This window comes from Fontibacillus forbon, from assembly GCF_046559655.1.
In the GTDB taxonomy this organism is placed as follows: Bacteria; Bacillota; Bacilli; order Paenibacillales; family Paenibacillaceae; genus Fontibacillus.
Map to the genome: position 1 here is coordinate 1,067,039 of NZ_JBKGFV010000002.1, position 26,971 is coordinate 1,094,009.

The 26,971-nt window shown below is 50.7% G+C and carries 27 protein-coding genes and 1 tRNA gene; 3 read left to right on the forward strand and 25 right to left on the reverse strand.

The genetic code is table 11. The annotated features are described in order from the left end of the window. Positions 1-11 precede the first annotated feature (11 nt). From ACLB09_RS11870 to ACLB09_RS11920, 11 genes are all read right to left on the reverse strand, one after another. Entirely contained in the window at positions 12-1,052 is a 1,041-nt protein-coding gene (locus ACLB09_RS11870; RefSeq protein ID WP_410770019.1) for a pilus assembly protein, read from the reverse strand. Further along, entirely contained in the window at positions 1,021-3,246 is a 2,226-nt protein-coding gene (locus ACLB09_RS11875; RefSeq protein WP_410770020.1) for a TadE/TadG family type IV pilus assembly protein, read from the reverse strand. Before ACLB09_RS11875 ends, ACLB09_RS11870 begins: the two co-directional genes overlap by 32 nt. A gap of 40 nt (positions 3,247-3,286) precedes the next feature. Then, entirely contained in the window at positions 3,287-3,943 is a 657-nt protein-coding gene (locus tag ACLB09_RS11880) for a TadE/TadG family type IV pilus assembly protein (RefSeq protein ID WP_410770021.1), read from the reverse strand. After that, the gene (locus tag ACLB09_RS11885) at positions 3,940-4,134 is read right to left on the reverse strand and encodes a Flp1 family type IVb pilin (protein WP_410770022.1); all 195 of its coding nucleotides are present in this window, start codon (positions 4,132-4,134) and stop codon (positions 3,940-3,942) included. Before ACLB09_RS11885 ends, ACLB09_RS11880 begins: the two co-directional genes overlap by 4 nt. A gap of 42 nt (positions 4,135-4,176) precedes the next feature. After that, a complete protein-coding gene (locus ACLB09_RS11890) occupies positions 4,177-5,049 on the reverse strand; it encodes a type II secretion system F family protein (RefSeq protein ID WP_410770075.1) in 873 nt (290 codons plus the stop codon). A gap of 47 nt (positions 5,050-5,096) precedes the next feature. Next, positions 5,097-5,897: a type II secretion system F family protein gene (locus ACLB09_RS11895; RefSeq protein ID WP_410770076.1), complete on the reverse strand. Its 801-nt coding sequence runs from the start codon at positions 5,895-5,897 to the stop codon at positions 5,097-5,099. Positions 5,898-5,899: 2 nt separating this feature from the next. Continuing rightward, on the reverse strand, positions 5,900-7,147 hold the full coding sequence (locus tag ACLB09_RS11900; protein WP_410770023.1) for a CpaF family protein: 1,248 nt from the start codon (positions 7,145-7,147) through the stop codon (positions 5,900-5,902). Next, complete coding sequence (locus ACLB09_RS11905; protein WP_410770024.1) at positions 7,144-8,304, reverse strand: P-loop NTPase family protein; 1,161 nt, start codon at positions 8,302-8,304, stop codon at positions 7,144-7,146. The genes ACLB09_RS11900 and ACLB09_RS11905 overlap by 4 nt, the downstream gene beginning before the upstream one ends. Before the next feature lie 159 nt (positions 8,305-8,463). Then, a complete protein-coding gene (locus ACLB09_RS11910; protein ID WP_410770025.1) occupies positions 8,464-8,883 on the reverse strand; it encodes a thiol-disulfide oxidoreductase DCC family protein in 420 nt (139 codons plus the stop codon). Positions 8,884-8,965: 82 nt separating this feature from the next. Then, positions 8,966-9,241 carry a hypothetical protein gene (locus ACLB09_RS11915; RefSeq protein ID WP_410770026.1) on the reverse strand — a complete coding sequence of 92 codons (276 nt, stop codon included), beginning with the start codon at positions 9,239-9,241 and terminating at the stop codon, positions 8,966-8,968. Between the two features lie 182 nt (positions 9,242-9,423). Beyond that, positions 9,424-9,846, reverse strand: coding sequence for an organic hydroperoxide resistance protein (locus ACLB09_RS11920; RefSeq protein WP_410770027.1), 423 nt, complete (start codon positions 9,844-9,846; stop codon positions 9,424-9,426). A 203-nt stretch (positions 9,847-10,049) separates the two neighbouring features. On the opposite strand from ACLB09_RS11920, the gene ACLB09_RS11925 reads away from it, so the two are divergent. Then, on the forward strand, positions 10,050-11,396 hold the full coding sequence (locus ACLB09_RS11925) for an Nramp family divalent metal transporter (protein WP_410770028.1): 1,347 nt from the start codon (positions 10,050-10,052) through the stop codon (positions 11,394-11,396). Between the two features lie 62 nt (positions 11,397-11,458). Here ACLB09_RS11925 and ACLB09_RS11930 read toward each other — a convergent pair whose 3' ends face one another. The 6 genes from ACLB09_RS11930 to ACLB09_RS11955 form a co-directional block, all read right to left on the reverse strand. Next, positions 11,459-12,466, reverse strand: a complete 1,008-nt coding sequence (locus ACLB09_RS11930) for a prolipoprotein diacylglyceryl transferase (RefSeq protein ID WP_410770029.1) — start codon at positions 12,464-12,466, stop codon at positions 11,459-11,461. 12 nt (positions 12,467-12,478) lie between these two features. Beyond that, positions 12,479-13,687 carry an ABC transporter permease gene (locus ACLB09_RS11935; protein ID WP_410770030.1) on the reverse strand — a complete coding sequence of 403 codons (1,209 nt, stop codon included), beginning with the start codon at positions 13,685-13,687 and terminating at the stop codon, positions 12,479-12,481. Then, positions 13,684-14,379 (reverse strand): ABC transporter ATP-binding protein, encoded by a 696-nt coding sequence (locus tag ACLB09_RS11940; RefSeq protein WP_410770031.1) that lies wholly within the window; start codon positions 14,377-14,379, stop codon positions 13,684-13,686. Before ACLB09_RS11940 ends, ACLB09_RS11935 begins: the two co-directional genes overlap by 4 nt. Positions 14,380-14,452: 73 nt before the next feature. Continuing rightward, on the reverse strand, positions 14,453-16,165 hold the full coding sequence (locus ACLB09_RS11945; RefSeq protein WP_410770032.1) for an alkaline phosphatase: 1,713 nt from the start codon (positions 16,163-16,165) through the stop codon (positions 14,453-14,455). A 193-nt stretch (positions 16,166-16,358) separates the two neighbouring features. Next, positions 16,359-16,441 (reverse strand) — tRNA-Leu (locus ACLB09_RS11950). A gap of 63 nt (positions 16,442-16,504) precedes the next feature. Then, positions 16,505-16,822, reverse strand: a complete 318-nt coding sequence (locus tag ACLB09_RS11955; RefSeq protein ID WP_410770077.1) for a helix-turn-helix domain-containing protein — start codon at positions 16,820-16,822, stop codon at positions 16,505-16,507. Positions 16,823-17,073: 251 nt separating this feature from the next. Between ACLB09_RS11955 and ACLB09_RS11960 the strand changes: the two genes are divergently transcribed. Beyond that, positions 17,074-17,709 carry a PAS domain-containing protein gene (locus ACLB09_RS11960; protein ID WP_410770033.1) on the forward strand — a complete coding sequence of 212 codons (636 nt, stop codon included), beginning with the start codon at positions 17,074-17,076 and terminating at the stop codon, positions 17,707-17,709. On the opposite strand, the gene ACLB09_RS11965 is transcribed toward ACLB09_RS11960, so the two are convergent. Both ACLB09_RS11965 and ACLB09_RS11970 read right to left on the reverse strand, forming a co-directional pair. Then, positions 17,706-18,437, reverse strand: a complete 732-nt coding sequence (locus ACLB09_RS11965; RefSeq protein ID WP_410770034.1) for an AzlC family ABC transporter permease — start codon at positions 18,435-18,437, stop codon at positions 17,706-17,708. The two genes, ACLB09_RS11960 and ACLB09_RS11965, sit on opposite strands and share 4 nt — an antisense overlap. A 17-nt stretch (positions 18,438-18,454) precedes the next feature. After that, complete coding sequence (locus ACLB09_RS11970; RefSeq protein ID WP_410770035.1) at positions 18,455-18,772, reverse strand: AzlD domain-containing protein; 318 nt, start codon at positions 18,770-18,772, stop codon at positions 18,455-18,457. Between the two features lie 188 nt (positions 18,773-18,960). On the opposite strand from ACLB09_RS11970, the gene ACLB09_RS11975 reads away from it, so the two are divergent. Further along, positions 18,961-19,818, forward strand: coding sequence for a Cof-type HAD-IIB family hydrolase (locus ACLB09_RS11975; protein ID WP_410770036.1), 858 nt, complete (start codon positions 18,961-18,963; stop codon positions 19,816-19,818). Between the two features lie 48 nt (positions 19,819-19,866). Here the strand turns inward: ACLB09_RS11975 and ACLB09_RS11980 are convergent, their stop codons facing one another. The 6 genes from ACLB09_RS11980 to ACLB09_RS12005 all read right to left on the reverse strand — a co-directional run. Continuing rightward, positions 19,867-21,420 (reverse strand): alpha/beta hydrolase, encoded by a 1,554-nt coding sequence (locus ACLB09_RS11980; protein WP_410770037.1) that lies wholly within the window; start codon positions 21,418-21,420, stop codon positions 19,867-19,869. A gap of 31 nt (positions 21,421-21,451) precedes the next feature. Further along, positions 21,452-22,474: a FecCD family ABC transporter permease gene (locus tag ACLB09_RS11985; protein WP_410770038.1), complete on the reverse strand. Its 1,023-nt coding sequence runs from the start codon at positions 22,472-22,474 to the stop codon at positions 21,452-21,454. Next, positions 22,467-23,474, reverse strand: coding sequence for a FecCD family ABC transporter permease (locus ACLB09_RS11990; RefSeq protein ID WP_410770039.1), 1,008 nt, complete (start codon positions 23,472-23,474; stop codon positions 22,467-22,469). The genes ACLB09_RS11985 and ACLB09_RS11990 overlap by 8 nt, the downstream gene beginning before the upstream one ends. A 22-nt stretch (positions 23,475-23,496) precedes the next feature. Next, positions 23,497-24,528: an ABC transporter substrate-binding protein gene (locus ACLB09_RS11995; RefSeq protein WP_410770040.1), complete on the reverse strand. Its 1,032-nt coding sequence runs from the start codon at positions 24,526-24,528 to the stop codon at positions 23,497-23,499. 109 nt (positions 24,529-24,637) lie between these two features. Beyond that, entirely contained in the window at positions 24,638-26,446 is a 1,809-nt protein-coding gene (locus ACLB09_RS12000; protein WP_410770041.1) for a helix-turn-helix domain-containing protein, read from the reverse strand. 319 nt (positions 26,447-26,765) lie between these two features. Further along, on the reverse strand, positions 26,766-26,971 hold a 206-nt coding region (locus ACLB09_RS12005), incomplete at its 5' end, for an IS3 family transposase (RefSeq protein WP_410770042.1).

Consider the following 26,971-nt stretch of genomic DNA (forward strand, 5'->3'; position numbering starts at 1 on the left):
ACTGAGCCGGCCTATTTTGAAGCTCTCGGACTTTCAACGTTGAATTGCGCTGTTGTTTTTAGCCCCTCTTCCGTTTCGATGACAAAGATCCATGTTCCGGGCGTCGTATTCCCTCCTACCAGCCACTCCCACGTTATGGTACCGTCTTCGTTAGCCGTGGCTTCACCCAAGTACTTTGCTTGACTGACCCCGCTTTTGTAATGCACCGTCAATTTCGCGGTCGTTCCCGGTTCAATCTTGGCTGTTATCTTGGCGCGGCGACCGGCGTAGGCTGGTTCAGGTTTTGTAAGAATGACGGCGGGCTGCCCTTTCGTCCCTTCTTCATCTCCACCTTGGTCTCCATTCACAAGTTCTCCCGTATCGCCTATCCACAATCTTTCCTCGGCCCTTGACTGAAGTACAATAGACCGTCCGGTAAAAGGAATTTTAATCGGCAACTCATAGCTGAGCTCGAGACCGAAATAAGGATTTTTTCCGCTTTTCAAGTCAGGAACAGTGACCCTACTCACATGAAGGCGCTCCTCATTCAGCCAGGTGCCTTTCAGAAACGGCTTGATCATCGGCTTCACCACCGGATCCAGCACGCTTTCCGAAATGCTGTTCTTGATATCCTGCAGAGGTTCTTCGCCTTTCCCGGCCGCTGAAGAAATCCAGTGGGACAACGGGGACGGAAGTTCTGAAGCATATTGATCACTCCACTCCGACAATGAGAGCTCCGGCATGCTCCAGGTCGAGGCCGAAGCGCCGCTACCTTCCGGCGAAAGTCCGTCGCCACCCGTTGTACCTCCTTCTGTCCGCTTCGAAACCGCCAGGGCGACAGGGTACATATGAGCCGATACTTGCCTGACAGCATTGGATGCGACAGAATGCATTTGAGTGGACAGCAAGGTCATTTGGACTATGTAGATGAAGAAGAATATAACTATTACAAACACCGGCATAACCAGGGAAGCCTCCAGCACGATGCTACCGTCTGACTGCCCATCGCCTTTTAACGCACTGCCTTTATGTCCGTTACCTTCAATAGGAGAAGTCCGCTTGTTTAGCCGCATAATACTTGCTTCCTTCCACTCTGCCTTCTAGGACACCAGCCGCCCCCATCGTCTTGGCAACCCCGGGAATAAACCAAAGCGGGATCCCCGCCGTAACCGTACCCTTCAAATACGTCGCCCGCTCCTCCGTCTGGATCCCTGTGTTCATCCGGATCACTGCCAGCATTCGAGATAGTCTTCGCTCATTTCGTCCATGGAGCAACAAGAAAATACGCAGATGATCCCGATATGTAAGCTTCACCTTCAAATAATCGCTGAGTACGACGGAACCTTTTTTCGTCAACTCGATCATATCCTTTACGGCATGCTCGACACCGTACAGTAAGGCGGCCGCCAGAACCAGAAGCGGATTTCCCTTGGCTCCGTTCTTGATGAGCCCCTCCATCGTCCGAATCGCCAGGCGCATTGTAAAAATCTCTCCGTAAGCCGCTGCTATATTCCCGGCCGGATTATGAAATCCGTAAAGAATATACTCCACTTCCTGTTTCTCGGCCGCAAAGGAATCAGCCAAGACATCCAACTTTTCCGGTCCGCTGCCTTCCAAAAGCTCATCCAGGGTGCTGAGATCGAGAAATTGAAAATAATTCACGATATATTCGGTTTGAAAGCAGCTGTCCGACATGCCTTTCATGAAGCCCGAAAGTCCTCCGTAAAGAGAATCCATTCCGGCCATGGCTTCACTTCCGGTATCGTAGGGATCTTCGTTATCCTTGCGCTTGTCTTCTTCCCCTTCCAAACCGCTCTGATTTATTTCCCGGTTAGCCTTGTAAAATGACTCCAGCTGATCAAACTGTTTCTGTTGTTCCTTCAAATTGTCTTTTATTTCCGAAATCCCTTTGATCAAGTTATTCGCTTCCTTCAGCTTGCCTTGGGCTTCGCGCTCTGTCTGCTTTCGCTCCGCGTCGGAACCCCGGCGCGCTTCCAGCACTTTTTTGTTTTGCCCTAAAATGTTCCCGGCACCGGAATCGCCATAAGCGAGCATGTACTTATCCGCTTCCCGATTCATACCGCTCACGGCCGACTCAAGCTCCCCGGTCGAGGTTGAGGCCGAAATGATCGGCCCCTCCAGGGAAAGGAAGGAATTTACGGAACCGTAGAGAGCAGAAAAAAGAGCTGCCTGCGCGTCTATATCATTTTCGAAATCCGCAAACAAGGATTCCGGCAAAAGCAGATTGGCGCTCTGCTGTCGAATCTTGGCAATTTCATCTCCGCCTGTCACCGTTCCGTCCCCTCCCGTGCTCTTCATGGCCGATACTTCGTTGTAGCCATTCTGGGCCGAACGCTGCTCCGCTTCCTTTATGGTAAGTCTCATTTGCTCATTGATTTCTCTGGCTTCGTTCAATAATTCCTTAGCCTGCGGAAGCAATGAACCGTGTTGTTCCTGCGCATTCCGGTTAGCATCTTCAAGTTTGCCGAACAAGCGGGAAGCCGCATACTGATAACGGCTGATTTCCAGCGTATACATTCGCTCAAGAGGTTCACGGGCCCGGTCCTCCTCCACTCTCCAGGCATAATCTGTGTACTGTGAAGCAACATCCGCAGCTGTGGAGATTCCGTCTCCAAAAGAATCTCCGTCAGAAAAACCGGAACCTCCGGAGCGTGGAATAAGCGGCACGATTTTCCCGGCTGCATGCGCCACCTGGTTTTGTTTCTGAAGCAGTTCATCCAGCTTCGCCTCCCGCCGGTCGTAAAGCTTTTGCAACTTGCCCAACAGATCCACCGTGTTGGACGCCTCCTTCATGACCTGTGACATCGGTTTAAACCGGTTGACCACCTCAATCGTAAAATCAATGGGGGCCTTGTACTTCATCTGTTCCCGGATTTGCTGTTCAAATACCGCGTAAGTGCCGAGTGGACGCTGGAGCTCTACAGTAGATGAGTCAAGACGTGCCCGGGCAACCGGCAAATCGTCGCTGCGATTCATTAGCTCAAACTGGTCTTGAAGCACCTTGGACATAATATAGTTCGCATCCGTCTCCCCAAAGGCGAACAAGCCGTATTGCTGTACAAGTTCCGGATCGTATGCGGACATAACCGATCGTGATGCGGCATGTGCCAGCATTTCTGTTTTCGCCTGCAAAGCGGCAATGCGGGCAAAATCTATGAATATGGTAACAAAGGCGAACACTGCCGCAAAAATCATGATCAGAAAAACCGAAACGGCCCCCCGTTCTGAACGACGCCGATGAAACATCCTGCCCCTCCTTCCCATTTCCGGTTAAGTCATGCACCATTTACTTCCCAAACAGTTCCAACGCTTTTCCGGCTTCCTGCTTGTCCATAGCTTCCCCACCGTTACCTTTGAATTTGGCTCCATAGTATCTGGCCAGTTCTACCGTCCTTATCCACTCCACAGGCTCCACCACATAGGATTCCCCTTGACCTTCTTGGGTCAGATCACCAATCACGCGCTCCAAAGGTGCAAGAGGTATCAGGCGGCTCAAAGATACCTCGACTTTGCGCAGTAACAGCTTATTTTCGTATTTCATAGTTCCGGTCATCCCGGAGGGAAGATCTTTCCCTGTACGATACAGCTTGTACTGCGGTAATGGATCCTCCGGTATCCCATCGGAGGGGAGCGGAAGAACATCGGAAGGCGATTGCTTGGAGATACCAAAGATGGTTTGCAGCATGCCGTCGTCGGTAAGCCGCCAATACAGCGCATCATATTGACTTTCGGCAAAAGCTCCGGTCCGGGATTCCCGCTTGCTGTTATCCCAAACGTAAGCACTTCGTTCGGCCGCCACAACGGCAGCTTGACCAAGTAAGACCCTTTGATACAGAAACAGGCAAAAGAACAACAGTATAAAAATCGTTGTAAAGATAACGGGAAAAACCAGCGAAGCCTCCAGTGTGAAGCTTCCTTCACGGTTTCTTAGCAGGCGTATCATTGTCCGTCCATGAAATTTTCCGTCTTGGACTTGGCCTTTCCGAGCAGGCTTGTGACGATTTCCTTCAGTTGCGTCCTGAAGATGACGGCGATAATTACGATTACTGCGATAATCAAGATCATTTCCAGCATCCCCAGCCCGTTTTCATTCCGCCAAAATCTTTTCACTTTTCCATGAATCAATGCCACCATTGCTCTCATCCCTCCCAATTTGTTTACCGCTGACAATCAAAGTTACAAATCCATGATCATAAATGCCGGTGCCCCGACTAAAACGACTACCACCAAAAATAGCAGCACCATAGGAAACACGAGCTTAGAAGAAGCCTGTTCTCCCAGCGTTTTGCTTACGGCTTTCCGCCTTTCCCATAATGAACGCGACAGATCGCGAAGCGCCAGTACAAAATCATTCCCGCCGCGGCGAAAATTCAACAGTACGGCGGTCGTAAAAGCAGACACTTCCTGAATACCGCATCGCTTGCTAAACCCTTCCATCGCCTGCTGGAAAGAGTAGCCGCTTTCCCATTCCCTCTGCATCTGCAACAGCTCACGGTACAATGGATGTTCGGCCTTTTCTTTAGCGCGTTCCAGACAATGCTTGATCGCCTGCTGTACCGTTGATCCGGCCCCCACAAGGAGGATGATTCGGTTCAGAAATTCCGGCAATTCCAGCAGCACCTCGCGCTCGCGCCGTACAACCTTGCGGTGCAGATCATTGATCAAAGCTGCCGGTAACAGTACCGCCAACACCGCCCCCATAACGATCCCGCTGTAATCCCCATTCATAAGCAAAGACAACAAGCTGCCCAGAACCAGCAGAAGCCAGCTGTAGGAAAGCATCTCCGCCAGGAACAACAGCGTGTACTCGCCTCCCCGGCGATCTCCGCAAATCTTTTGCACCGAGCGTTGAATTTTAAAGAAAAAAAACGGGAGCCTCTGCGATATTTTCAGCTTATCTAGCAGATACAGCATGGCGGGAGCCAACCGCTGCAGCCGGATGCCAGCCATCTCCATTTCCGAACAACCGCTGTATTTGCCTGAAGCCCTGTAGAACAGCCAACCCCAACCGGATAGCAGGAGCAACAGCAAACCGCTCCAGATCAGCAACAAACAAATCTCCTCCTAATAAATGAGAATCTTTGAACATGAAATCATTAGACGGCGATGTTTACGATTTTCAAAATCAGCCAGGAGCAGCCTGCGAACAGCAAGAGTGCAAAGGCTGATATGATCAGACCGACTCCGCTGTGCAGCGGTTCCATATAATCCGGGGAAGACAGATCCATAAACACCAGAAAAAGCACGGGAGCAGCGAGCATTGCTTTCGCCTCGAAGCGTTTTTGGGCAATCATAACCCCGATCTCCTGGCTGATCTCCAACTTCTCGCTAATGATCGCGGAGGTCCGCCTGACAATCTCCACCAAATCTCCGCCGGACCGTTTACAGGTCGTGAATACATCGGCGAAATTGCTGATATCCTCCATGGCCGCCCGGCGACTGAAATCCTGGAGCGCTTCTTCGATCGGCTGCCCGTACTCCATCCGGGTACATATGATGCCGAGTTCCACCATCAAATCATTATTCCCGTCAGGATAAAGCAGCCTTAAATCGGCAATCGCTTCGCGAAATCCGTTTTCAACCGAACGGCCTGCTGCCAGTGAAGAAGAGAGAGAATAGAGCGCCTGCTTGAAGTGCAAGCCAAGGGCCTCTCTTCTTCGGCGCAGCAGGTACCGGCTCCAGTATTTCGGCACCGCGCATGCACCGCACATCATGGCAAAGGAGAGCAGCAGCGAATGAAAAAAGACATAGCCAACGCCGTACAACCCTAAGCCGCCAACCAGCAGGCAAGCCAGTTTTTGGCCGCCGGAGAGGACGTACACGCGATAATCTCTTAATCCTGTCTGTCCTTCCGTTGCCGAAGTCGGCAGCGTATTCCCGGAGCCTCGTTTCCTGATTATCACGGACGATCACCTTCCTGATCCCCGAATTCCAAAGAAATTCCCGCCATTCGCAGTTTCTCCGTGTGCAGCAATGGATTTCCTGTGCTCTCCAATTGGCCGATAATTTTGCCCGATACCTCCTCTTTCTCCTGAAATTGATACAACCGGTTTAACACCACCTCCCCCTCCTTCATTCCTGCGACTTCCGAAATTTCGATCACTCTGCGCGAACGGTCGCGGAGTCTCGACAGATGAATAATAATATCGATAGCAGAAGCTATTTGCTGCCTGACCACCCCGATCGGTAGATCGGCCCCGCTCAGTACCATCGTCTCCAGCCGGCTGATCATATCTCCCGTACTGTTCGCATGGCCGGTGGAAAGCGAGCCGTCATGGCCGGTATTCATCGCCTGAAGCATATCCAGGGCTTCACCGCCCCGAACTTCGCCGACGATAATCCGGTTGGGCCTCATCCGGAGAGAGGAGCGGATCAGGTTCCTGACCGTGATTTCTCCCCTGCCTTCCGTATTGGCATTCCGGGTTTCCAATGAGACGAGATTAGGGACCGTCACGATTTTCAGCTCCGCCGAATCTTCAATGGTGATTACCCGCTCGTCGGCCGGGATGTATTGAGACAGTGCGTTAAGAAAAGTCGTTTTACCGGACCCGGTTCCCCCACTGATAAAAATGTTGTACTTGCTCCGTACCATCATCTGCAGCCAATTTGCACTCTCCTTACTCAGCGAACCTTTCTGAACCATAACATCCATCGTCATCGGCTGTTCCGGAAATTTCCGGATCGTCATAGTCGGCCCTTTCAGCGCGATCGGCGGAAGTACGATATTTACCCGCGAACCGTTCTTAAGCCGGGCATCCACGATGGGAGAGGATTCGTTCACGACCCGGTTAACCCCGGATACAACACTCTGAATAATGTCTTCAAGCCGCTCCCTGGATTCAAAAGAAACCGGCAAGCGCGTCACGACTCCGTCCCGCTCGACAAAAATGTCATCAGGGCCGTTGATCATGATCTCGGTTACGGTCATATCATCAACGAGCGGCTGCAAAACATCCAGGCCGCGGAACGAGTCATACAAACGACGGACCCACCTGCGCTTTTCTGTAGCCGTAAGGTTAGCAAGACGCTGTTCTTCAAGTACCCGGCGCTCGATATAATCCATCAATTGATCGTCCTGCATGGAAGAAGTCACATCAAGACCGGAACGAATTTCTCCTCGCAACAAAGCAAAAATATCTTCCTTCATCTTGCTGCACTTCCCGACTCATTCGATCCATTCATGCTAAGTTTTAATTCACGGCACAGCTTCATTACATCGCGCTGGTAAATCGGGGAATGCATGAGACCGCTGCTCTGTGGGCTCCCTTGGCTCCAAGCGGGGATAAAAGACAGTGTAGCCTCAATGGTCATATCCCTTTTGGGCAGCGAAACCGTAAGTTCGCCGGAAACCCGGTTAGCCGCAAAAAGCGTTTTCCCAATTACGGAGTTATATATAGTAGGACGGGAGCGCTCCAGGTGGCTCAGCCAAACTCCGGTCTTTCGCATGACATCCCAGTCGTCCGTTACCAGCCAGACCAGTTTGTCCGATCTTTCAAGAACCATTTCCGTCCGACCGTTTGGATATGAATCCGTATCGATAATTACCGCGTCATAAAGTCCGCTGCCCGCAATATAATCGATAAGCTCCGCGGTTTCTTTCCGCTCCATCTCCAGCAATTCATTCAGATTGTCCAATGGCCCGAAAGTATCTCCTTGCAGTACCGGATGTCTGTATGCATAGACGGAAACCGGAAATTTAAGAGGCTCCCTTCGGTCTTCGGCCGCCTTCAGATCATACAGCAGCCTCGCCAATCCCGTGCGATTCCCTTCCTTCCTTGCCTCTTGACCCTCAAGCCAAATTCCGCTTTGCACCGTCTCCAAATTCAAATAAAAGACCTTTCCTCCCTCAGCAGCCAATTGCCTGGCTACATTCAGGGCAACCGTCGTTTTTCCGCAGCCGCCTACCGTGGATGTCACTCCTATAACCATTGCCCTGCCTTCAAGCGGAGTTGTTCCTTCCCTGGCGGTTCCGCGGACTATTTCCAGCAGGGCGCTTAGCAAAAGATGCAGCGGCTGATATTTCGATAACTGCTTCCAGGGACCGGATTGACAGCCCCCTTCGCTTAAACAGACCAAAGAAACTCTTCCTTGAATTTCTGAATCAACGGACTCAAGAAAAGAGTATTCGCCCAGCACGGCATCCACCATCTCTTCGCATTCTGCCAGAAATTTCAAAAACGCATCCTTGCGGCTGAAAGCCGTTATAATCAGTCGCCGGTCGAATTCGCTGCAGCGTACGTAATGCAAGAAAGGTTCGATATACTGCTCATCCTGAACGGCCAATACAAGCCTGACGGGTAACACGGTCCACCACCTCTCAGGGAACACAAAAAAGCACCGCCCAAAAACCGATGTCTCGGTCATTTGGACGGTGCTTCCGTTCCCGTATTCCTGAAATTTACAGTTAGAATAACATAGATGTGCTATTCAGACAAGACCTATTTCTTTCCCTGCTCTATTATTCTAATCCTCCAAAAACCTATTTCTTATCTCCTGGGTAGGCACCATGCACGCTTCATCCCTGCCGAACCAGCGGTAACGGCGGGCAGCGACCCAATCGTATACCGCGTTGCGGATGATCGGAGGAATCCAAATAAAAATATATAGTATAGGCCAAGGAAAACGTAATTTTCTGGCGATGCGAAGCGCTGCCGTCGAGCGGGTATAATAGGAACCGTCCTCCACAAGCACAATCGTACTTAACCGCCCGGACTCCGGAATTTTATCGCCAAGTAAGCGTTTCGCCGCTGCAGATTGCAGGGAGGCAAAATGAAATACTCCCCGCGGATCGCGCGCTATCATAAACTTCACCGCTCCCTGGCAAAGATGGCAGACTCCGTCAAATAACACCACTGCCTGTGCCTCGCTTTTTTCGGAACCCATTCCCTTTCCTCCCGCCTTGCATCTATAGAAAAAAGCACGGGGTCTGCAACCCCGCGCCTACTATCCAAACCTCAGGCCGTTACTACGCCAAAGCCTTGTCAATCCATTGTCCGTCTTCAATTTGACGCCCGATATCTCCCGAAAAACTATCCATGCATTTGCATATGAAATCTTTGCGGCAGACCGGACAAGGTGTTTTCTGCAAACGGCTGATATTCGTTAGACGCCATTCCGGAAAACGATGGTAAAATACACGGCACTCCGTTCCATCGGCCAGCTTAACGATAAATTCGTACAATCCCTCTTTGTCGTTGCTTCCTGCCTTGGTCACGTTCTCAACATTCGGTCTGTAAGACATGGTCATCACCCGTATTATCAAATTATAATCCTGTTTTAGTACTTAGACATATTAAATAATTTTGGGCGGCGTGTCAACTTGGAAGGGGATGACAACGGCTTCCGGTACATGCATTTATCATAAAAAAAGACTTCCCTTACATTATATCCAAGGGAAGTCTTTTTTATTGAAAAGCCCGAAACCTATTCCACAAGGTTCAATTTCACTTCAATGTTCCCCCGCGTTGCCTTGGAATACGGGCAAAAATCGTGAGCTTGATGCAACAGTTCCTGGGCCTTGGAGCGCTCCACGCCAGGCAACTTGACGTCGATCTCCACAGCCAATTGGAACCCCCCGTCGGAATCGTCTTTCCCGATGCTTACATGATGGGTCACTTCCGCTTGGTCCGCTTGAACCCCGGCTTTTTCCGCCACATTCGCCAGTGCGCTCGCAAAGCAAGCTCCATATCCGGCGGCAAACAACTGCTCCGGATTGGTGCCGCTCCCCCCTTTTCCCCCTAATGATTCGGGCATACTAAGGTCAAGTTTCAAAACACCGTCCGAGGTAGCTACCGTACCCGTCCGTCCGCCTTTCACCGTGGCCGTGGCCGTATATAGTTTCTCCATAGGTAATGCCTCCTTGGGTAAAATAAAGTTGAGGTCACAGTCCATTTAAAGCAAAATGCTATTTTTGAAACGGCCTTGGACCGAAAAAGTTTCCCTAGACAAAAATTTTTGTAGGTGTACAATATAGAAAAAGTAACGCCTCGGTCCTTCGTTTTCTTTTGATTTTGACCTACATTTTTCTCAATAGAATAGGGTGAGATACCATGAATGAAACTCAAGATAAGACAGGAACCAGTATCCCAGGCTGGAAAATGAACGGCGCGCAGCCGTCATTGCCTGAAGCCCATCGCTCCATGCGCATTCCGGCTACCGGTTCTTGGTTTCGAAAATTTCTCGCATTTGCCGGCCCGGGTTATATGGTTGCAGTCGGTTATATGGATCCCGGCAACTGGGCAACCGACATCGAAGGCGGTTCCCGCTTCGGCTACACGCTGTTATCCGTTATCTTGTTATCCAATCTGATGGCAGTCCTGCTTCAGTCCCTTTCCGGCAAGCTGGGCATTGTGACTGGCCGGGACCTTGCACAAGCCTGCCGGGATCATTATTCCAAACCCGTCGTAATCGCGCTGTGGCTGCTCTGCGAGCTGGCGATCGCCGCTACGGATCTTGCCGAAGTAATCGGGGCGGCTATCGCTCTCAACTTGTTGTTTGGCCTGCCGATCATTTACGGGGTTATGATTACCGCCGTGGACGTGCTGCTGATTTTACTGCTGCAGAATAAAGGATTCCGCACGCTTGAAATTTTCGTCGTCGTGCTTATTGCCACCATCGGGATCTGCTTCGGTATCGATCTGTTTCTTGCCAAACCGGATATGGGGCAAGTAGCTATGGGGTACGTGCCCAACGCGGACATCCTCCGCCGGCCGGAAATGCTCTACATCGCCATCGGTATTTTAGGTGCAACCGTCATGCCGCACAATCTTTACCTGCACTCTTCCATCGTGCAGACCAGACAATATAATCGGTCTTCCGCCGGGAAACGGCAGGCGATCAAATTCGCAACCTGGGACTCGACCATCGCGCTTACCTTCGCCCTGTTTATCAATTCAGCCATCTTGATCGTCTCGGCCGCAACGTTCCATTCGGCGGGAATGACCCAAGTCGCCGACATCAGCGAAGCGTATCATCTGCTCACCCCGATTGTCGGTACCACGCTGGCGAGCGTAATGTTTGCGATTGCGCTGCTGGCGTCCGGACAAAACTCGACTTTAACGGGAACGCTGGCCGGACAGATCGTCATGGAGGGCTTCGTGAACATTCGTCTGACACCATGGCTTCGGCGCCTGATTACGCGTCTGATCGCCATTATTCCGGCGGTGATCGTCACCGCCATATACGGCGAGAGAGGCACTCAGGATTTGCTCATCTTCAGTCAGGTCATTCTGTCCCTGCAGCTCCCGTTCGCGGTGATCCCGCTGGTCAAATTTACTTCCAGCAAGACCAAAATGGGCGAGTTCGCCAACAAGCTGTGGCTGAACATCCTCGCCTGGCTAATTGCAGGCATCATCGTTGTGCTTAATGTTTATTTGTTGGTTCAAACGATCTTCTAATAAAAGTAGTAACCCCCGCAGGCTGCTTGAATAAAGCGCGGCGGGGGTTTTCGTTTCTTATGCTATTCCTTGATTTCTTTAAAAGAAGCGTCATATAACCGGAACATCGTCTTATAGCCGGATTCGTCAATCTTAATGCCGACATCAAGACGGCCGGTGATCTCGAGCGGCTCCGACTTGTATCTCAACTTGACGTCCTCGGGCACAAACACAATCATAATCTTGTTCCAATAGGTTTCATCCCCGTTATCGAAAGGGCACTCAGCTCCAGGTTCCGGAATAAGCAGAAACCAGTTTTTTTCAAAGGATAACACTTCGCCCATAAATCCTTTAATGGTCACGGTTGAACCGCTAAGATCCCAAAACGCTTCGGACGGAGTGGTCTGATCATCCCCGTCAAAAAACTGCGACCAGCCGATCGGCTGAATCGACTTTTTCTCCTTCGCCGTGGTCTTCCCGGCGCCTGATGTAGACGATGCAACCTTCGCCTCCGTTTTGCCCGAGCTTGCTCCTGCAGCTTCTCCGGAACCGGCTTTCGTCTTAAGCTCCGGCTTTCCTGTTGCGGTACTTATGGAGCCGGACGTTTTGTCGGATTTTTGCGGCTCCGTCTTTTTGAGGTTTGCCTCGCTGCCTGATTTTGTTCCCGCGGTGGTCTTCATTTCTGTGGATTGCTTTGTTTGTGACATCGGCGAAGCTGGCTCATCGGCCTTCTTCGTTTTTCGGCTCTCCTCAAGCTTCCCTGTTGTCTCACCATTTGCCGACTCCTTGGATGCTTCAGTTTCACCTGATCCGGGAGATGGTGAAGTTTCGTTTGATTCGATTGATTCGTTTGATTCGATTGACTCGATAGTTCCGTTTGAAGCCTTTATCTGATCGTCCGCCCCCGTTACTTCGGTCTCTTCCGCTGAATCCACCGCTCCGGCCAAGCCGGTTGACGTAGAGAGGCTTCCCCCAGCTTCGGCAAAAGAGCCCGCAACCTCGCTGACCTGCTTATCCTGACCGCATGCTTGCAAAAGAATAGCGAGAATGATCAAGATTGCTAAAGGCCGCATCCTCCAACTTTTCTTCATATAAACACCTCCTTAAGCTTTAAACAAGGCCAGCGGATCCAGCCGATACATCCTTAAAGCCGGAAGCAATGATGCGGCAAGTCCTGTCGCGAGGGTACCTGCGGCAATCACAACATGATCTCCCGTAATCCGCAGCGGTTGGATTTGAATTCCGGCATAATGAAACAAGGCATCCTGCAGGAAATACCCGCCGAGATGACCGGCCGCAACGCCCAGAATAAGTCCCGTTCCCGTCAGGATCAAACCTTCTCCCAGCATGGCCGCGACAATGTAGGTCCGCGATTTTCCCAGCAGACGCAGCAGTCCGGCATCCTTACTTCGCTCTCCCGCAGCAGCAATCAAAGATAACAGGATCGAAACCGCGGCCAACAATACGCACAGCAGTGTAACGATCCCGAGCAGTTCCGAGCCTTTGTCCACGAGATTGACGACATCCGCAACCGCTTTGCTCGTATAAACCACCTGTATCCGGCCCTCTTCTTCAAGAGAGGTTCGCAGTTCCTGTCCGGCCTGCAGCCCGGCCGGTTTTACGAGGATGGCCGTAATGTCCCTCTCCTCAGCGGCTTCTCCGTGAACGGCCCAGGCGTAATCTACCGTCGTAAAAATTGCGCGATCATCCGGGGTATTCAGCTTTGGTAAAATTCCCTTTACGGTATAGGTAAAACTTTCGTGTTCATCATGTTCATCGTGTTCCTGGCCCTCTTCTTCAAGATGAACTTCTTCCACCAGCCCGTGGGCCCCGAAGAAAGTATCCCCGACCCGGATGTTCAGCATCTCGGCCGCGTACGCTCCGATCACGACTTCCCCTGTCTCCGCATACAAACTTCCCTCGCTCAGGCGTTGATCGCCATATCGGGTCAAAAAATACCCCGGATCGATGCCGACGATCGGATATTCATTGTAATGGTCGCCCGTCGTCAATGCGAATGCCTGATCCACCTCTGGATTACCCTGCACCTTTTCCAGCGTTTCACCCGGAATATTTCCCGTCGGGGCTCCCACATGATAGAAAGTGTTCAACACCAGTTGGGTTTCGCTCCCCGATGCGCCGATAACCAGATCGAACGGGCCGTAACCTTTCTCCGCCCCTTGTTCGACGCTAGCCTTGGACATCGATAGCAAAAGAATAAAAGCGACGGTTGCCGTCACGGACAATATCGTCAGCAGAGACAAAAACTTGCGGTGCAGCACATTTCTCAGCAAATAATGCAGCAGGTTCATATCGCAAGTCCTCCCGGCTCCCGCATTCTACGGTGCACATCGTTGATCTGATGGATATGCAGGCGCTCCGGAAAACGCTCAGCCATTCTTAAATCGTGGGTTACAACCAGCAGAGTATGGCGGTCGCTTCGGCATAACTCGAGCAACAGCTCTGCGATCTCGTCTGCGGTTTCCCAGTCCAGACTCCCCGTCGGTTCATCCGCCAGAATCAGCTTGGGCTCCCCGATTAACGCCCGTATGATCGCCACGCGCTGCTGTTGTCCCCTGGACAGTTCCCCAGGCTTGTGATCCTTGCGTTCCTGAAGACCGACCCGCTCAAACCAGTCGTCTATTCTGTCGCGCCGTTCGGCTGCACTGTATTTGCCGTTCATTGCGATCTCCACATTCTGCTTCGCCGTCAAAGAAGGGATCAAATGAAAATCCTGTAAAATGTAGCCGATATGATCGGCCCTAAAGCGGTCACGACCCGACTCGCTCATGGCCGATAGCCGGGTGTCACCGATGGAGATTTCCCCTTCATCCAATGACATGATCCCGCTGATCATGTGCAGCAGCGTACTTTTGCCGGAGCCGCTCGGTCCTGTGATCGCGATTTTCTCGCCCGCCTTAACGTTCCATTCCGGAATATCCAGAATAGGTATCTCCTTGCCCGCCACATGAAACTGTTTTTTTAATCCCCGGATTTGCAGCATCGGTTCTCCCTCCAGCAGAGAATAAAAGGAAAACAGGAGAAGTGGCTTCTCCTGTTTCGCTTCGCCCTGCTCCTTAGTTCAATTGAATCCGTTCCGACAAGGTGTCCCATTTCAGCGTTTTCCCGCTAAGCTGGCTGAATGCCGAAAGCGGCAAATACAAGGTTCCGTTATCGACTTCTACGGTAAAGGAGACTGCTTTACCATCAGCTTTAGCCGTTCCTGCGGTCAGGTCAACCGTTAAGGTTGCGGCCTTCCCGGTCAATACGGCAGCATTCCCGTTGACCTGATAGGTCCCGCCGAGCGCTTCCGTTAATGCTTTGGCCGGATACAATACTTCCTTGTCGCGGTTAATTTTGAACTTCGGATACAAATGCTTGGATTGAAGGCCGGCCGTGGCCTTCGGCAAGTCGAGGCCCAATACTTCCGCTCCGGCTACCGCGATTTGCGTGTTATCGACCTGCCCTTTTAGCTTCTCGGCAATCGGCCCGTAAGCCCACACCCCGACATCCACCGCCGAGTGTCCGTGACCGGACCAGCCGATCAGGAGCCGCTTGGAAACAACCGCGTTATATCCGCCCTCCCGCTTGTAGGAAGAACCGTCCCCATCCAAAATGAGCTGAGCTTCTTCATCACTCAAATCGGTAATCCACGTATTGTCCGACACGATTTTTTTGATATCAGCCACCGTTTTGGCTTCGTTCAGAGAATTGATCAGATACTCCGAGGAATGCTTCTGCTTATCCCACAGATCGATATTGATTTCATAAATGTTATCCCGGGACAGCGACAGACCGCCAGTCTCATGGTCCGCCGTTACTACAACGGAAGTATTCCCGTTCTTTTTGGCAAAATCGATCGCCACCTTGAATGCAGCGTCGAAGTCGAGCGCTTCCTGTACCATGGTCGGAAGATCGTTGGCATGTCCGGCATGGTCGACCCGGCCACCTTCAATCATGATCGCGAACCCGTCCTGATCGGCAGACAAAATCTCCAGCGCCTTTGAAGTCATCTCTGCAAGACTAGGCGTTTCAGCCGTTCTGTCCGGCACATAGTTCACATGAGAGCTGCCGAACAGCCCCAACACTTTGGCGTCTTTCGAATTCAAAGCCTTCAGGCTTTGCGCGTTCTCGACGACTTTATATCCCTTGGCTTCAAAATCGGGGAGCAAGCTCTTGTCGGTCCGTTTGCCCTTCTCCTCTTTCGTCACAAAAAATGATTTCCCGCCGCCGAAAAGCACATCCACGCCGCTGTCCAAATATTGGGAAGCAATCGCGCTTTCGTTGTCGCGGCTCCGGACATGCGAAGCATATACGGCAGGTGTTGCGTGGGTGATACGTGCGGTTGTTACAAGCCCTGTGGATTTCCCGTTGATTTCTGCCGCTTCAATAATGGAAGCGAACGGTTTGGATACATCTTCATTGGATACGCTGATGCCCGCATTATAGGTTTTGTGACCGGTCGCAAAAGCGGTACCCGCCGACGCCGAATCCGTTACGATCCCCGAAACGATCGTGCCGCCGTCTTCGCCACGGTCGGCGTATGTAGTAGCCTGGCCGACATAGTAAGGGTCAAGATTCAGCTTTTGAATCCCCTTTTCATACTGTTGATAATAACGTGCCGCCGAAACCTGGGCCGGCCCCATGCCGTCTCCGATCAGCACGATTAAATTTTTCGATGCTCCATTTCCCGCAGCCGTACCGTTTTCTTTAGCGATGGCTGCCGGTCCCGCGGCTATGACGGATAGCGCCAATCCGCTGGCCGCAAGCCCTCTCCAGAACTTATTCATTCAATTCCCTCCCATTTTTATTAACTAAGTAGAGTTTAATGGGCGATTATTAGCGGAATGTCAGAACTGTGTTCCCGGCAAGTAAAAATTTCCAGCCATCTCGGGATTTGATTAAATCCGGCTCCAGTCTAAAAAAACATGAACAAAAAAAAGCCCCCGGACCATGTCCAGGGACTTTTTCTTGTTCTTGTGATGCGGTCGAGAGGACTCGAACCTCCACGGGCGTACGCCCACTACCCCCTCAAGATAGCGTGTCTGCCATTCCACCACGACCGCTCGGCAGTTTTAGAAACGAACATTTTTTATTATATAGCGATGCTTGCTAAATGTAAAGTGGAATTAATTCCCTTCACTTTCTTTACGCTTTCGGTATCTTGCAAATTCCAGATATTCTTGAATAAAAACCGCCTCACGCGGCGTTAATTGATCCGTCACTTTGTCCCAATCAATGGCGAGGTTAGCACCATAGAAACCGGGACTCTCATTTACTTGAAGCGAATTTCTTTCCTGTCCGGTCAACAGCCAGTCGAGGCTGACATCAAAAAAAGCGGAAATCTCGATCAGCTTATTCGTGCTCGGCGTTGACTTCCCCCGCTTCCAATCCCCCAAATTTCCCGTGCTGATGCCCAGCTTCAGACAAAATTCCTTCTTCGTCATCCCTTTTGTCTTGATCAAAATTTCAATCCTGTCGTAGATAGACAATCTCTTTCGACCTTCCTTCAAAATACGTCAAATTACGCATTTAAGTATTTGTTGTTGTTGAATTACGCATTTGCGTATATAATGAACTAAATACTCCTTTGCGCTTCTATTATCGGCCAATTATAACATATAATTTCCATTAAATAATAGGACGAGCAGCCTATGTTTCTTTCCGTTTACTTTATTATGGACTAGGAGCGTAAACCGTGACCGATACATTTACCATATGGAAGGAAGCCGCACACTTGCTTCCCAAAGGGTTGGCCGTTGTTGATCCCGAAGGAACGATACAATTCGTCAACCGGACCTGGGCCCGGGAGGCCGCCATGCACGGGCTATCGCCGCTCTGGGACCGCCCCGGAATCAATCTGATTCGTCATTTCAAGGATTCCATCTATGATCATAAACCGTTCATCCGCAAACTATGGCGTGATTTGAAATGTATTTTGGACGGTAGCAGCACCTATTACTCGGCCGAGCTTCACTCCCATGATCTTGTCACGCGCTGGTATCTCATGGAAGCGGTTCCTATAAACGCTGAAGAGATCATGCCGGTCGGCGGCATGCTGCTTGTTTCCTCCGACATCACAGTCTATAAGGAACTCGAAGTTCGGTTACAGGCAGCCCTTGCCCAAGTCCGAACGCTGCACGGGCTGCTTCCGATCTGTGCCGTATGCAAGAAAATTAAAGACGAGGAAGAGCAGTGGAGCCCCATCGAAGAATATTTAATAAAACACACCCATGCCGAATTTACCCACGATATCTGTCCCGATTGTATCCGATTGTTGTACCCGAAATACTCCTCCATCCTGGATCGACTGGACAAGCCTTCCGGGGACTAAAGCGAGTCGCCGGCCGGCGTTTGCTGTTCTAAATCGCGGCTTCTCCCCATTCTGGAATGCACCATTTTCCCCGCGGTAGCACCGACTATGCCGCCAAGCACAATGCCGATCCCGCCCCAATGCATCATAGCCGCCAATGTCGCCAATGCCGCGCCGGTACTTGCCGAGACCAGAGACGGGACATTCCATGTGCCGCCAAACAACAAAGCGATAAACAGTGCCGGCAGCGCAAAGCTCAACACTTCCGCGACATCTTGAGTCACCATGCCTCCCAGACCTGAACCGACGAGCGTCCCGGCAATCCATGATCCGTATCCCATAAATGCAAAGGTTAAGTAATAAGAAGGAAACAGCCTATCCCCTTTTGCCGCCCGGCTTGAAATTACCGCGAAACCCTCATCCGTCATCCCGAAAGCGGCCGCCCATTTCAGCGGTTCTTTCCAATCTTTTAAATAAGGTCCGACAGTAGCTCCATAAAGAACATGACGAAGATTCACAAGCAAAATGGTTGAAATAATACTGACTGACGCCGACGTTGAGGCGACCATTCCGAGCAGCATAAACTGCGCCCCGCCGGAGTATATCCAAACCGAACTGAACACGGTATTAAAAGTAGGCCATCCGCCTGCAGCGGCCAGCACGCCAAAGGTCACCGATAATGGAAAATAAGCAATAACAATCGGAAGTCCGTCGCGCAGCGCCATCATCATTCTCTCACGGCGATTCATCTCATTCTCTCCTTTAGTTACAAGATGTGATAAACAACGGCGTATATAATCACACCCGAGGCGACCGTAAGCAGCAAGCGCCGTGACCACCAGGCAATTACCATCGTAGGAATGGCAGCTATCAGCAGTTTATTGTCACTTATCGGCACCCACTGTTCCTTCTGCAGCAACAGCAAAGGACCCAGTAAGGCTCCAAGCACCGCCGGAGATACAAACGACAACCATTCCTTGGTTCTCTCCGACCACTTTATCCTGCTGCCCAAAATCAGCGAACCTGCGCGGAATAAATAAGTACCTAAGCCGATCAGTAAAATGATCCACAGTGTTGAGTTCATCTTTTATTTCTCATCCTATCGCTCTCGTTGTATTAAAACCGAAACTAACTCTATAAAAAAACGCAGCTAAGTCGGCTGCATACCGTTCATTGTAACACATACAATAAGGGTTGACCTGAAATGCATTTCATGTTTTATACTCTTTCCAGTGCACCAAGACCATATTGTCAGACAGGGAGGAACCAATCATGAAATTAATTGCCATAGATTTGGACGGGACATTGTTAACCGCGGAAAGCAAACCAAGCGCGGAAGGTATAGCCGCCATCGGCAAGGTGCTGCAACAACAGAATCACAAAATAGCGATTTGTACAGGCAGAGCGAGCTATGATGTTCGGCATCTGATCGGGAAAGGACTGAAACTGCCCATCATTTCTTTTAACGGAGCGGCTGTTTACGGCGAGGATGAGCAACTCTTGAATGAAACGCCGATTAAACGTGAAATTGCCCGTGAGGCAATCTCATTTTTAGGAGATCAGGACGTCTATTTTGAAATTTTCAGCCCGGACGCCATCTACTCTCCATCCAAGGGAGAGGACAAACTACGTGCGGAAATGGATGTGCTGAAGAGCGCCAACCCGGAGATCGACTACGACCAGTTATGGAAAAGCGCGCTTATCCAGTTCGTGCAATTCGGCATCGTGCCCATCGATCGTCCTATGGAAGTCATCGATCGCGGAGCATCCGTTTATAAGCTGCTTGTTTTTACTTATAACGAGGAAAAGCTGGATCTGATCCGCCGTCATTTCGACAGCCTGCCATCCGTGCATACTACCTCCTCGGCCGACCATACGCTGGAAATCATTTCAACCGAAACGGATAAGGGACATGCCCTGCAATTTTTGGCGGATTACTACGGCATTGCCATGGAAGATACCGTGGTGATCGGGGACAGCTACAACGATATTTCCATGTTCCGGATCGCCGGAACCCGAATTGCGATGGGGAACGCCGTGGATGAGATCAAACAGCTCAGCACTGCCGTGACCCGCGATAACAATGAACACGGAGTCGCTTACGCGCTGAATCGCCTGATCCCGGAATAAGTATAAATAACCGCCAAGACCTATAGTCTTGGCGGTTATTTCATTCCTTCATTTTGTCACGAAACGAAGTAGAGGACTTATCAAGGAGGGGATCACCGAAACATGTCCTTCCCCTTCGATTTTCCTAAACTCGGCAAAAAGGGACGTGTCGGTCTGCCGGAGTTTTCCGATAAATTCCCCGGCATCCGTGATCATGGACTCCTTCTCCTCTGTCCCCACAATGACTAGAAGCTCCGCGATTCTCCCGTTATTTCGGAACTCTTCCATTACCTCATCCCACAATTGAAAGAGCATCTTGTTTTTCCACCAGATAGACGGGCTTGCAGCTATAAACCGTTGAAAGGTGCCTTTGCGGGAAAGCATGGCATATAAGGACAAAAAGCCGCCAAGCGAGTGGCCAAACAGCGCCTGTTTAGAGCGGTTAATAGCAACCCGTTGCTCTACGGCCGGTTTGAGTTGAAGCTCGATAAAGTCGAGAAAATCATCGGCACCGCCCGTGTCCGGCCAAGCCGATCCTCCCGGGCGATCCGGAAGTTCGCTTGTTTCGGCAAACACCGTATAATCACGGAACCGCTCCCCTGTAACGAAGAAATCGGGGGAATCATATCCGATACCGACGATTACCGCGGCGGGAATTCCGTGCGGCCCCCGCGATTGCATTCTCATGGACTCCGCCAGGATCCCAAAGGAAGCATTGGCATCCAGCGAATAAAGCACGGGATAACCCTCCACGGGCGGTGGCCCCTGGGGCACGGACACGTGAATCCGGTATTCGCGGCCCGTGTTTCGCGCAACCATGCGCCAGGATTCCGTTCCCGGCACATGAAATCCGCCCGAGTCGGATTTTACGGGCACCGGGATTTCAGGAACGGGATCGAACAACCGTTGCAGCGCTTCGGGAAACCTTTTGATCATAAACAAATCATCATGGGTCGCATCCGGCTCCAGGACGAACGTCAGCCGATCAGCCGGAAAGCCCTGCTCCTTCATATGCGCATACAGTTCCTCATTATACCGGACCATGCCGCTTTGCGCATTGCTCTTGTATTTACCCTCGCAGCCGCCAACGGACAGATATACCCGAAAGTCTTTCTTCAAGCCTTCCGAATGCTTCATATATTCCATTACGCCTTCATACCACAAGGAAGCCGACAACATTCCGATCCGGCCGAAAACTTCCGGCCTCCAATGGCCGGCGAACCAGGAGATCAGTCCCCCGAGCGATCCGCCGATCATCGCGGTATGTTTTGCTTCTTTTCGCGTTCGGTAATGCTTGTCGATGTAAGGCTTGAGCACATCGGCAATTTCATCCACATATTGCCTTCCATTTCCCCCGAAACCTTTCCCTTCTTTTGCCACGGAATCGGCAGGCCATGGGGTATACTCGTCATTCCGGTGCTCGGTCTGAATTCCCACCAAAATCAGCTCGCTTAATTGCCGTGTCGCAAACAGATGCTCCAGATATCTGATACATCCCGTAAACTGGAATCCTCCGTCTTGAACATAAGCGACGGGATACTGACGATCTCCTTGCTCATATGAGGGCGGCAAATACAGCAGCACTTCTCTTGTGCCGATCAGCAGCTCTTGGAAAAGCTTCATCTTGACCTCCCGTTAAAATCCTGTTGTGTTTTTATTTTCTGCTTCGGATCAGCAAATAGACGAAATAAGGCACGCCCAGGATGGATACCACGATGCCTACCGCCAATTCGGCCGGAGCAAACAAGGTTTTGCCGATAAAATCGCTGATCACCACGATAGCCATTCCGATCACGCCGCTCACCGGAAGGACATGCTTATGCTGCAGGCCGACAAGCTGCCGAGCCAGATGAGGGGCGATCAACCCGACGAACCCGATCGCTCCCGAAACGGACACGCTCGCGCTAACGAGTCCGATGCCCAGCAGCAATAATAGCTTTTTCTCGCGTTCCACGGCTACACCCAGTCCTTTTACGCTATCCTCGTTCATTTGAAACAGGTCCAGTACATGGGAACGAAACCAGATTAACAGCGGGACCACTAGCAACCAGGGCAGTAGAGCAGCAACGAATTTCCAGTTTGCGCCGTGAAGGCTTCCGGAAAGCCATACCGCCGCCATTTCAAAATCCTGCGGATTCATTTTAAGCGAAACATACAGGGTCACCGCTCCAAATCCGGAGCTCATGGCGATACCGACCAGAATCAATCGCTGGGGATCCAGCTTGCCGCCTTGCCTTGCAAACATGAAAATGATCACCGTTGCCGCGACGCCGCCAGCCAGGCCAAAAAGCGGCATCGTCATGACTCCCAGCCAGCCGGTCAATTGCACGGTCCCTTGAAACAGGAACATAAACAGCACGACCGACATGCCGGCTCCCGCATTGATTCCGAGGATTCCCGGATCGGCAAGACCATTTCGAGTTATTCCCTGCAGGACGCAACCCGCTATGCCCAGAGCAAATCCAACACATGCTCCGAGGACGATTCTGGGAAGGCGAAAATCAAACACAACGAGATCATAATCGGTTTGAGGATCGATACGCAAAATTGTCTTTACAATATTTTTCACGGAGATATCAAAGGTTCCATTGGTCAAACTGAAATACACGGCAACAAATACGATCAGGACGCCGCACGCCAGCACGGCTGCTGTCCTGCCGCCCGAGGATTTACGCACGCTGCTCCCCTCCTTTGGTCTTGATCAGATAAAGGAAGAAAGGAACGCCGAATAGGGCCGTGACCACGCCAACCGGGGTTTCGAACGGGAAGTTGATGAACCTTGCGATGAGATCGCAAGCCGTCAGGAACAAACCGCCCAGTACGCCGGATACGGGTATGATCCACCGGTAATCGGAGCCGGAGATGAACCTTGCGATATGAGGGATAATCAAGCCGACGAATGCGATTTTCCCGGCCAGTGCCACGGACACCCCGGTCAAAATAACGACAGCGAGCATGGCTAAACCTTTCACTAGCCAGATCCGGATCCCCAATCCCGCCGCCGTCTCTTCCCCGAGCGACAGCGCTGAGACCGATTTCGTCAAAATCAGGCTTAAAGCAAGACCAGCGATAGCAAACGGAATGCAGAGCTTGATCAGTTCCGGATCGAGCTGATGCAACCGGGAACTGTACCAAAAGCTCAATTTTTGCGATACCTGAAAATAGGTCTGAATGGCATTAGCCGTCCCGCTTAGAAAACTCCCGATCACCGTACCTAGAATCGCTAGCCTCACGGGTGACATGCCTTGAGGAATCAACCAGGCAAGCCCGAACACAAGGGCTGCTCCCATCGCCGATCCCAGCAGCGAACTCAGAATATAGAATTCCGAATGCGCATTCGGCATCAAGACCATAAACAGTGTGACGGCAAACACGGATCCGTCCGAAACGCCCATAATCGAGGGTGACGCCAGGTAGTTTCTCGTTATCCCTTGCATCAGTGCGCCCGACACAGCAAGAAACGCACCGATTAACAGCGATCCCACGGCTCTCGGAAGCCTTGAAGTCATGACGATCTGATGATCGACACTATTCTCGTCAAAGGCGAAGACCGCATTCCAGACGATGTCCAGCGTCATATTTTTTGCGCCATACCGAATAGAAAGTAATATCAATAAAAGAGCGGCTGCCGGGGCCATCACAAGGATGAACGCCGGCAGCATTTTTTTGTGCCTCATTTTCAACACGCCTTATATTAAGCTATTTTACCAGTTCGCCTACTGCAGCTTTCAGAAATTGAATCTTGCTGTAAGCCGTGCCGCCTTGTGCAAGCGGATCGACCGCATTGACAAAGAGCTTGCCGTTCTTGACTGCGGCGATATTTTTGATGATCGGATCGTTTTTGAACTCTTCGAGCGCATTCGGCGCATCCTTATTCTCGTCCGGCGAGAATTGAAGGAACAGATAGTCCGGATTCATTTCGGCAAATTTCTCTTTGGAGATCAGTTCTTGGGCCTTAGCCGCTTTCACCTCGGCAGGTGCCGTTAGTCCAAGATCCTCATAAAGCACAGGATTAAAGAATACTTTCTCAGGATACAGATACAGTTCGCCGGCACGAATACGGACGGCAATCACTTTCGCATTTTTGACGGAGTCATTAAGTTGCGACTTTGCGCTTTCCAGATCGGCCTTATATTTTTCGATTTCCTGTTCCGCTTGCTCCTGCTTTCCGCTCAATTCACCAAGCAGCCGCAAATTGCTTTCCCAGTCGGTAGAAATGTGGGAGTAAGGAATGGTCGGCGCAATTTTGCTCAACTGCTCCATTACTTCCGGTTTGAATTTCGTGCTTCCCAAAATCACATCCGGCTTCAAGGACAAAATCGTCTCGAAGTTCGGTTCGGTCTTCTCGCCGACCGATTGGGCATCCGTTGTAATCGATTGGAACATTTCAGGGAATTGCCCGGCGACCGTAATGGCACCGATCGGCTTTACGTCCAACACGATCGAGTCCTCCATGGCTTCAACCGCGCCGGTGATTACGATACGCTCGGTTTTTGCCGGAAGAATGTATTCTTTATCCAGATATTTCACGGTTTTGGTATCCGATGGAGCGGCAGAATCTCCGCCATTTTCCTTCGAAGCGGAATTTTCAGAAGTTTCATTCCCCGCTACCACAGAGTTGGAAGTTTCATTGCCGGATGCGGCTCCGTTTGTCTCTTTCTTTTCCCCGCAAGCCGTTAAAACTACCATAAATACTAACAGTAACCCCACTGCCCATTTGATTTGCTTCATCTTTACTTGCTGCTCCCTTCCTGCTACCGATATATTGATAATGAGAATTATTATCATTTATATCTTAAAGACCAGCTCCAATTCCCGCCATGGAATATTGTCGGAACTTTCATGGATTATTTCCGGAAAAGAAAGAAGGAATCTCCTCCAGCATGCGGGATATCGCTATCGGCGAATATTCCCTCCAAGGGTAGGAAGGCAACACATGAATGTTCCCGGCACGTAAAGCCCGGATTCTCAGCCATTCCGGAGAAGCTTGCAGCTCTCTCCAGTATTCCAGGGTTTCCGTGTCCTGACGGACAAGCAATAAAATATGATCCGCTTCGCAATCCGCCAACTGCGTTATCTTAAGTGAAACACCGGAAGGTGTATTTTTCATAAGGGATACCGGAGTGAGTCCCAAAATCGTAAACAACACCTCTTCTACGCCCCGACCTTCGTTGATATGTAGCTTATCGGAATAAAGCCGCAGCGGCAAAATGCGTGGGGATCCGGTCTTTTCATTCAATAATTCAGGAATGTTTTGGACCGCCGAATGCACTTTCCGTTCAAAGCCCATAAGCCAGCTTTTGGCCTCGGTTGGCTTATCGAGAAGCTCGGCCAGTTCCATTAGCTGGTTCTTCCACCCCAAGGTTTCTTCCTTCATTTGATATACAGGGGCGATCTCCTGCAGCCGCTCCCTCTCCCAGGCTTCGATTCCCGAAGCGCAGATGATCAACTCCGGTTCGGAAGCGGCAAGTTTCCGAAGATTTTCATGCTTATTATGATTTTGCCGGAAAGCGCTAAGATGAACCGGAACGACCGACGCCAAGGCATGGTGATATTCACGGGACCATTTCGGGTGAAGCGGCGCGGCGTAAGGAGTGATCTGGAGCGGAATCAGAAATCCGAGAACCGATGAGGAGCCGTATACGGCGAGCTTGTTTTTTTGCGTCTTCAAATAAGCTGAAGGAGACATCCCGAACACCTTTTTAAACTTCCGGCTAAAATAAAATTCGTCCCGGTATCCGACCCTATGCGCCACTTCTCTTAGAAGGCGGTCCGAGCCCAGCATAAGCTGTTTGGCCTTGTTCATGCGGATTTCAGTCAGGTAATCCATGGCGCTGGAGCCATAGGTTTTCTTGAATAACTCGGCATAGTATTTCGGACTAAGCTCGGCGATACCGGCAAGCTGGTCAACAGATAAATCTTCACCATAGTGCTCTTCCATATACTTTTTTGATTGCTCCAGCGCCTGGGTTTTGCTATTGCCAACCCCGCGGTTCCATGTAGTCAGAATGCTGTAAAGCATTTCCTGAAAATCGATCTGTGCCCTCCATGTCTTCAACCCATCAGGATGACGGGAATTTTCATAAATAGAGCGGCATAAAGAAGCAATCCGATCCTCCGATCCGGTCATGCTAACAATCCCCTGGGGAAGTATCCCTTCCATTGCCGCCTCTAAAAAGGCATGTCCATATAAATTATCTGCTTGAAATAAGCTGAAATAGAGGACGGCGACGCTCACCGCACCTTGCGTAGTACAGGGGGTAATGCCGAACGTGCTTTCCCCCGCGCAAAAGCAGGCCGACCCTCTGCTCATCCGAGTCACCAGTTCGCCTCTCTCAATGTCGGCTTCTCCTGCAAGCACCACGATCAGGGTCGTATGCAGGGTCAGCCGCTGATCGGTAACCACCTGCTGTCCGCTCCAAAGTTCAGTGTCCCATAACCGGATCGTCCAGGCGCTAGCGTTAATTGCTTGATGGTGTGTTAGTTTGTCCTTCTTGAAACGATTTTCCGGTTTATTGGGCTTATTGGGCTTATTGGGCTTATTGGGCTTATCTCGCAAAATCTGTCTATTTCTATTGGATTCAATATGATGATCAGGGTTGCTGAACTTATATTGTATATCTTGTTGGTCGGGTTTATTGTACAGCAATGTTGATTCCACCTTCGCTGATAATGGTTATCATTATCATATAGAATCCCTGCCAATGTGTCCAGAAAAGATAGCGGGCTAAACTACCGTTATAGCGTAATCTCATTAGCAGAGATCAAAACAGAGATCTCGTTCATTGGATTTTATCCAATGAACGAGTCTATGCGAGATAACGCCAGGATGCTTGATTGGATAAAATCCAATGAAATCGCAAAAAAATCCAGCTCTATCCCAACATTGGAGCTTTTGATTGGATGTTTTCCAATCAAACCCGGAACAAGGGCAAATTTGGACTTACGTCAATAAAGTAGACACTCCGTTATGAAATCTGGAGTTTCTCGTAATAGGCTTTTTCAAACCAGTATGGGGATTTGTAGTTTAATGTGGAGTGTATGCGGATTCGATTGTACTCCAGTTCAATATAGGTTTGAATGGCCTCGTAGGCTTGTTTGCGTGTATGAAATTTTGTTTGGTACACAAGTTCTTTCTTTAAAATGCTGTGAAACGACTCAATGCAGGCATTAT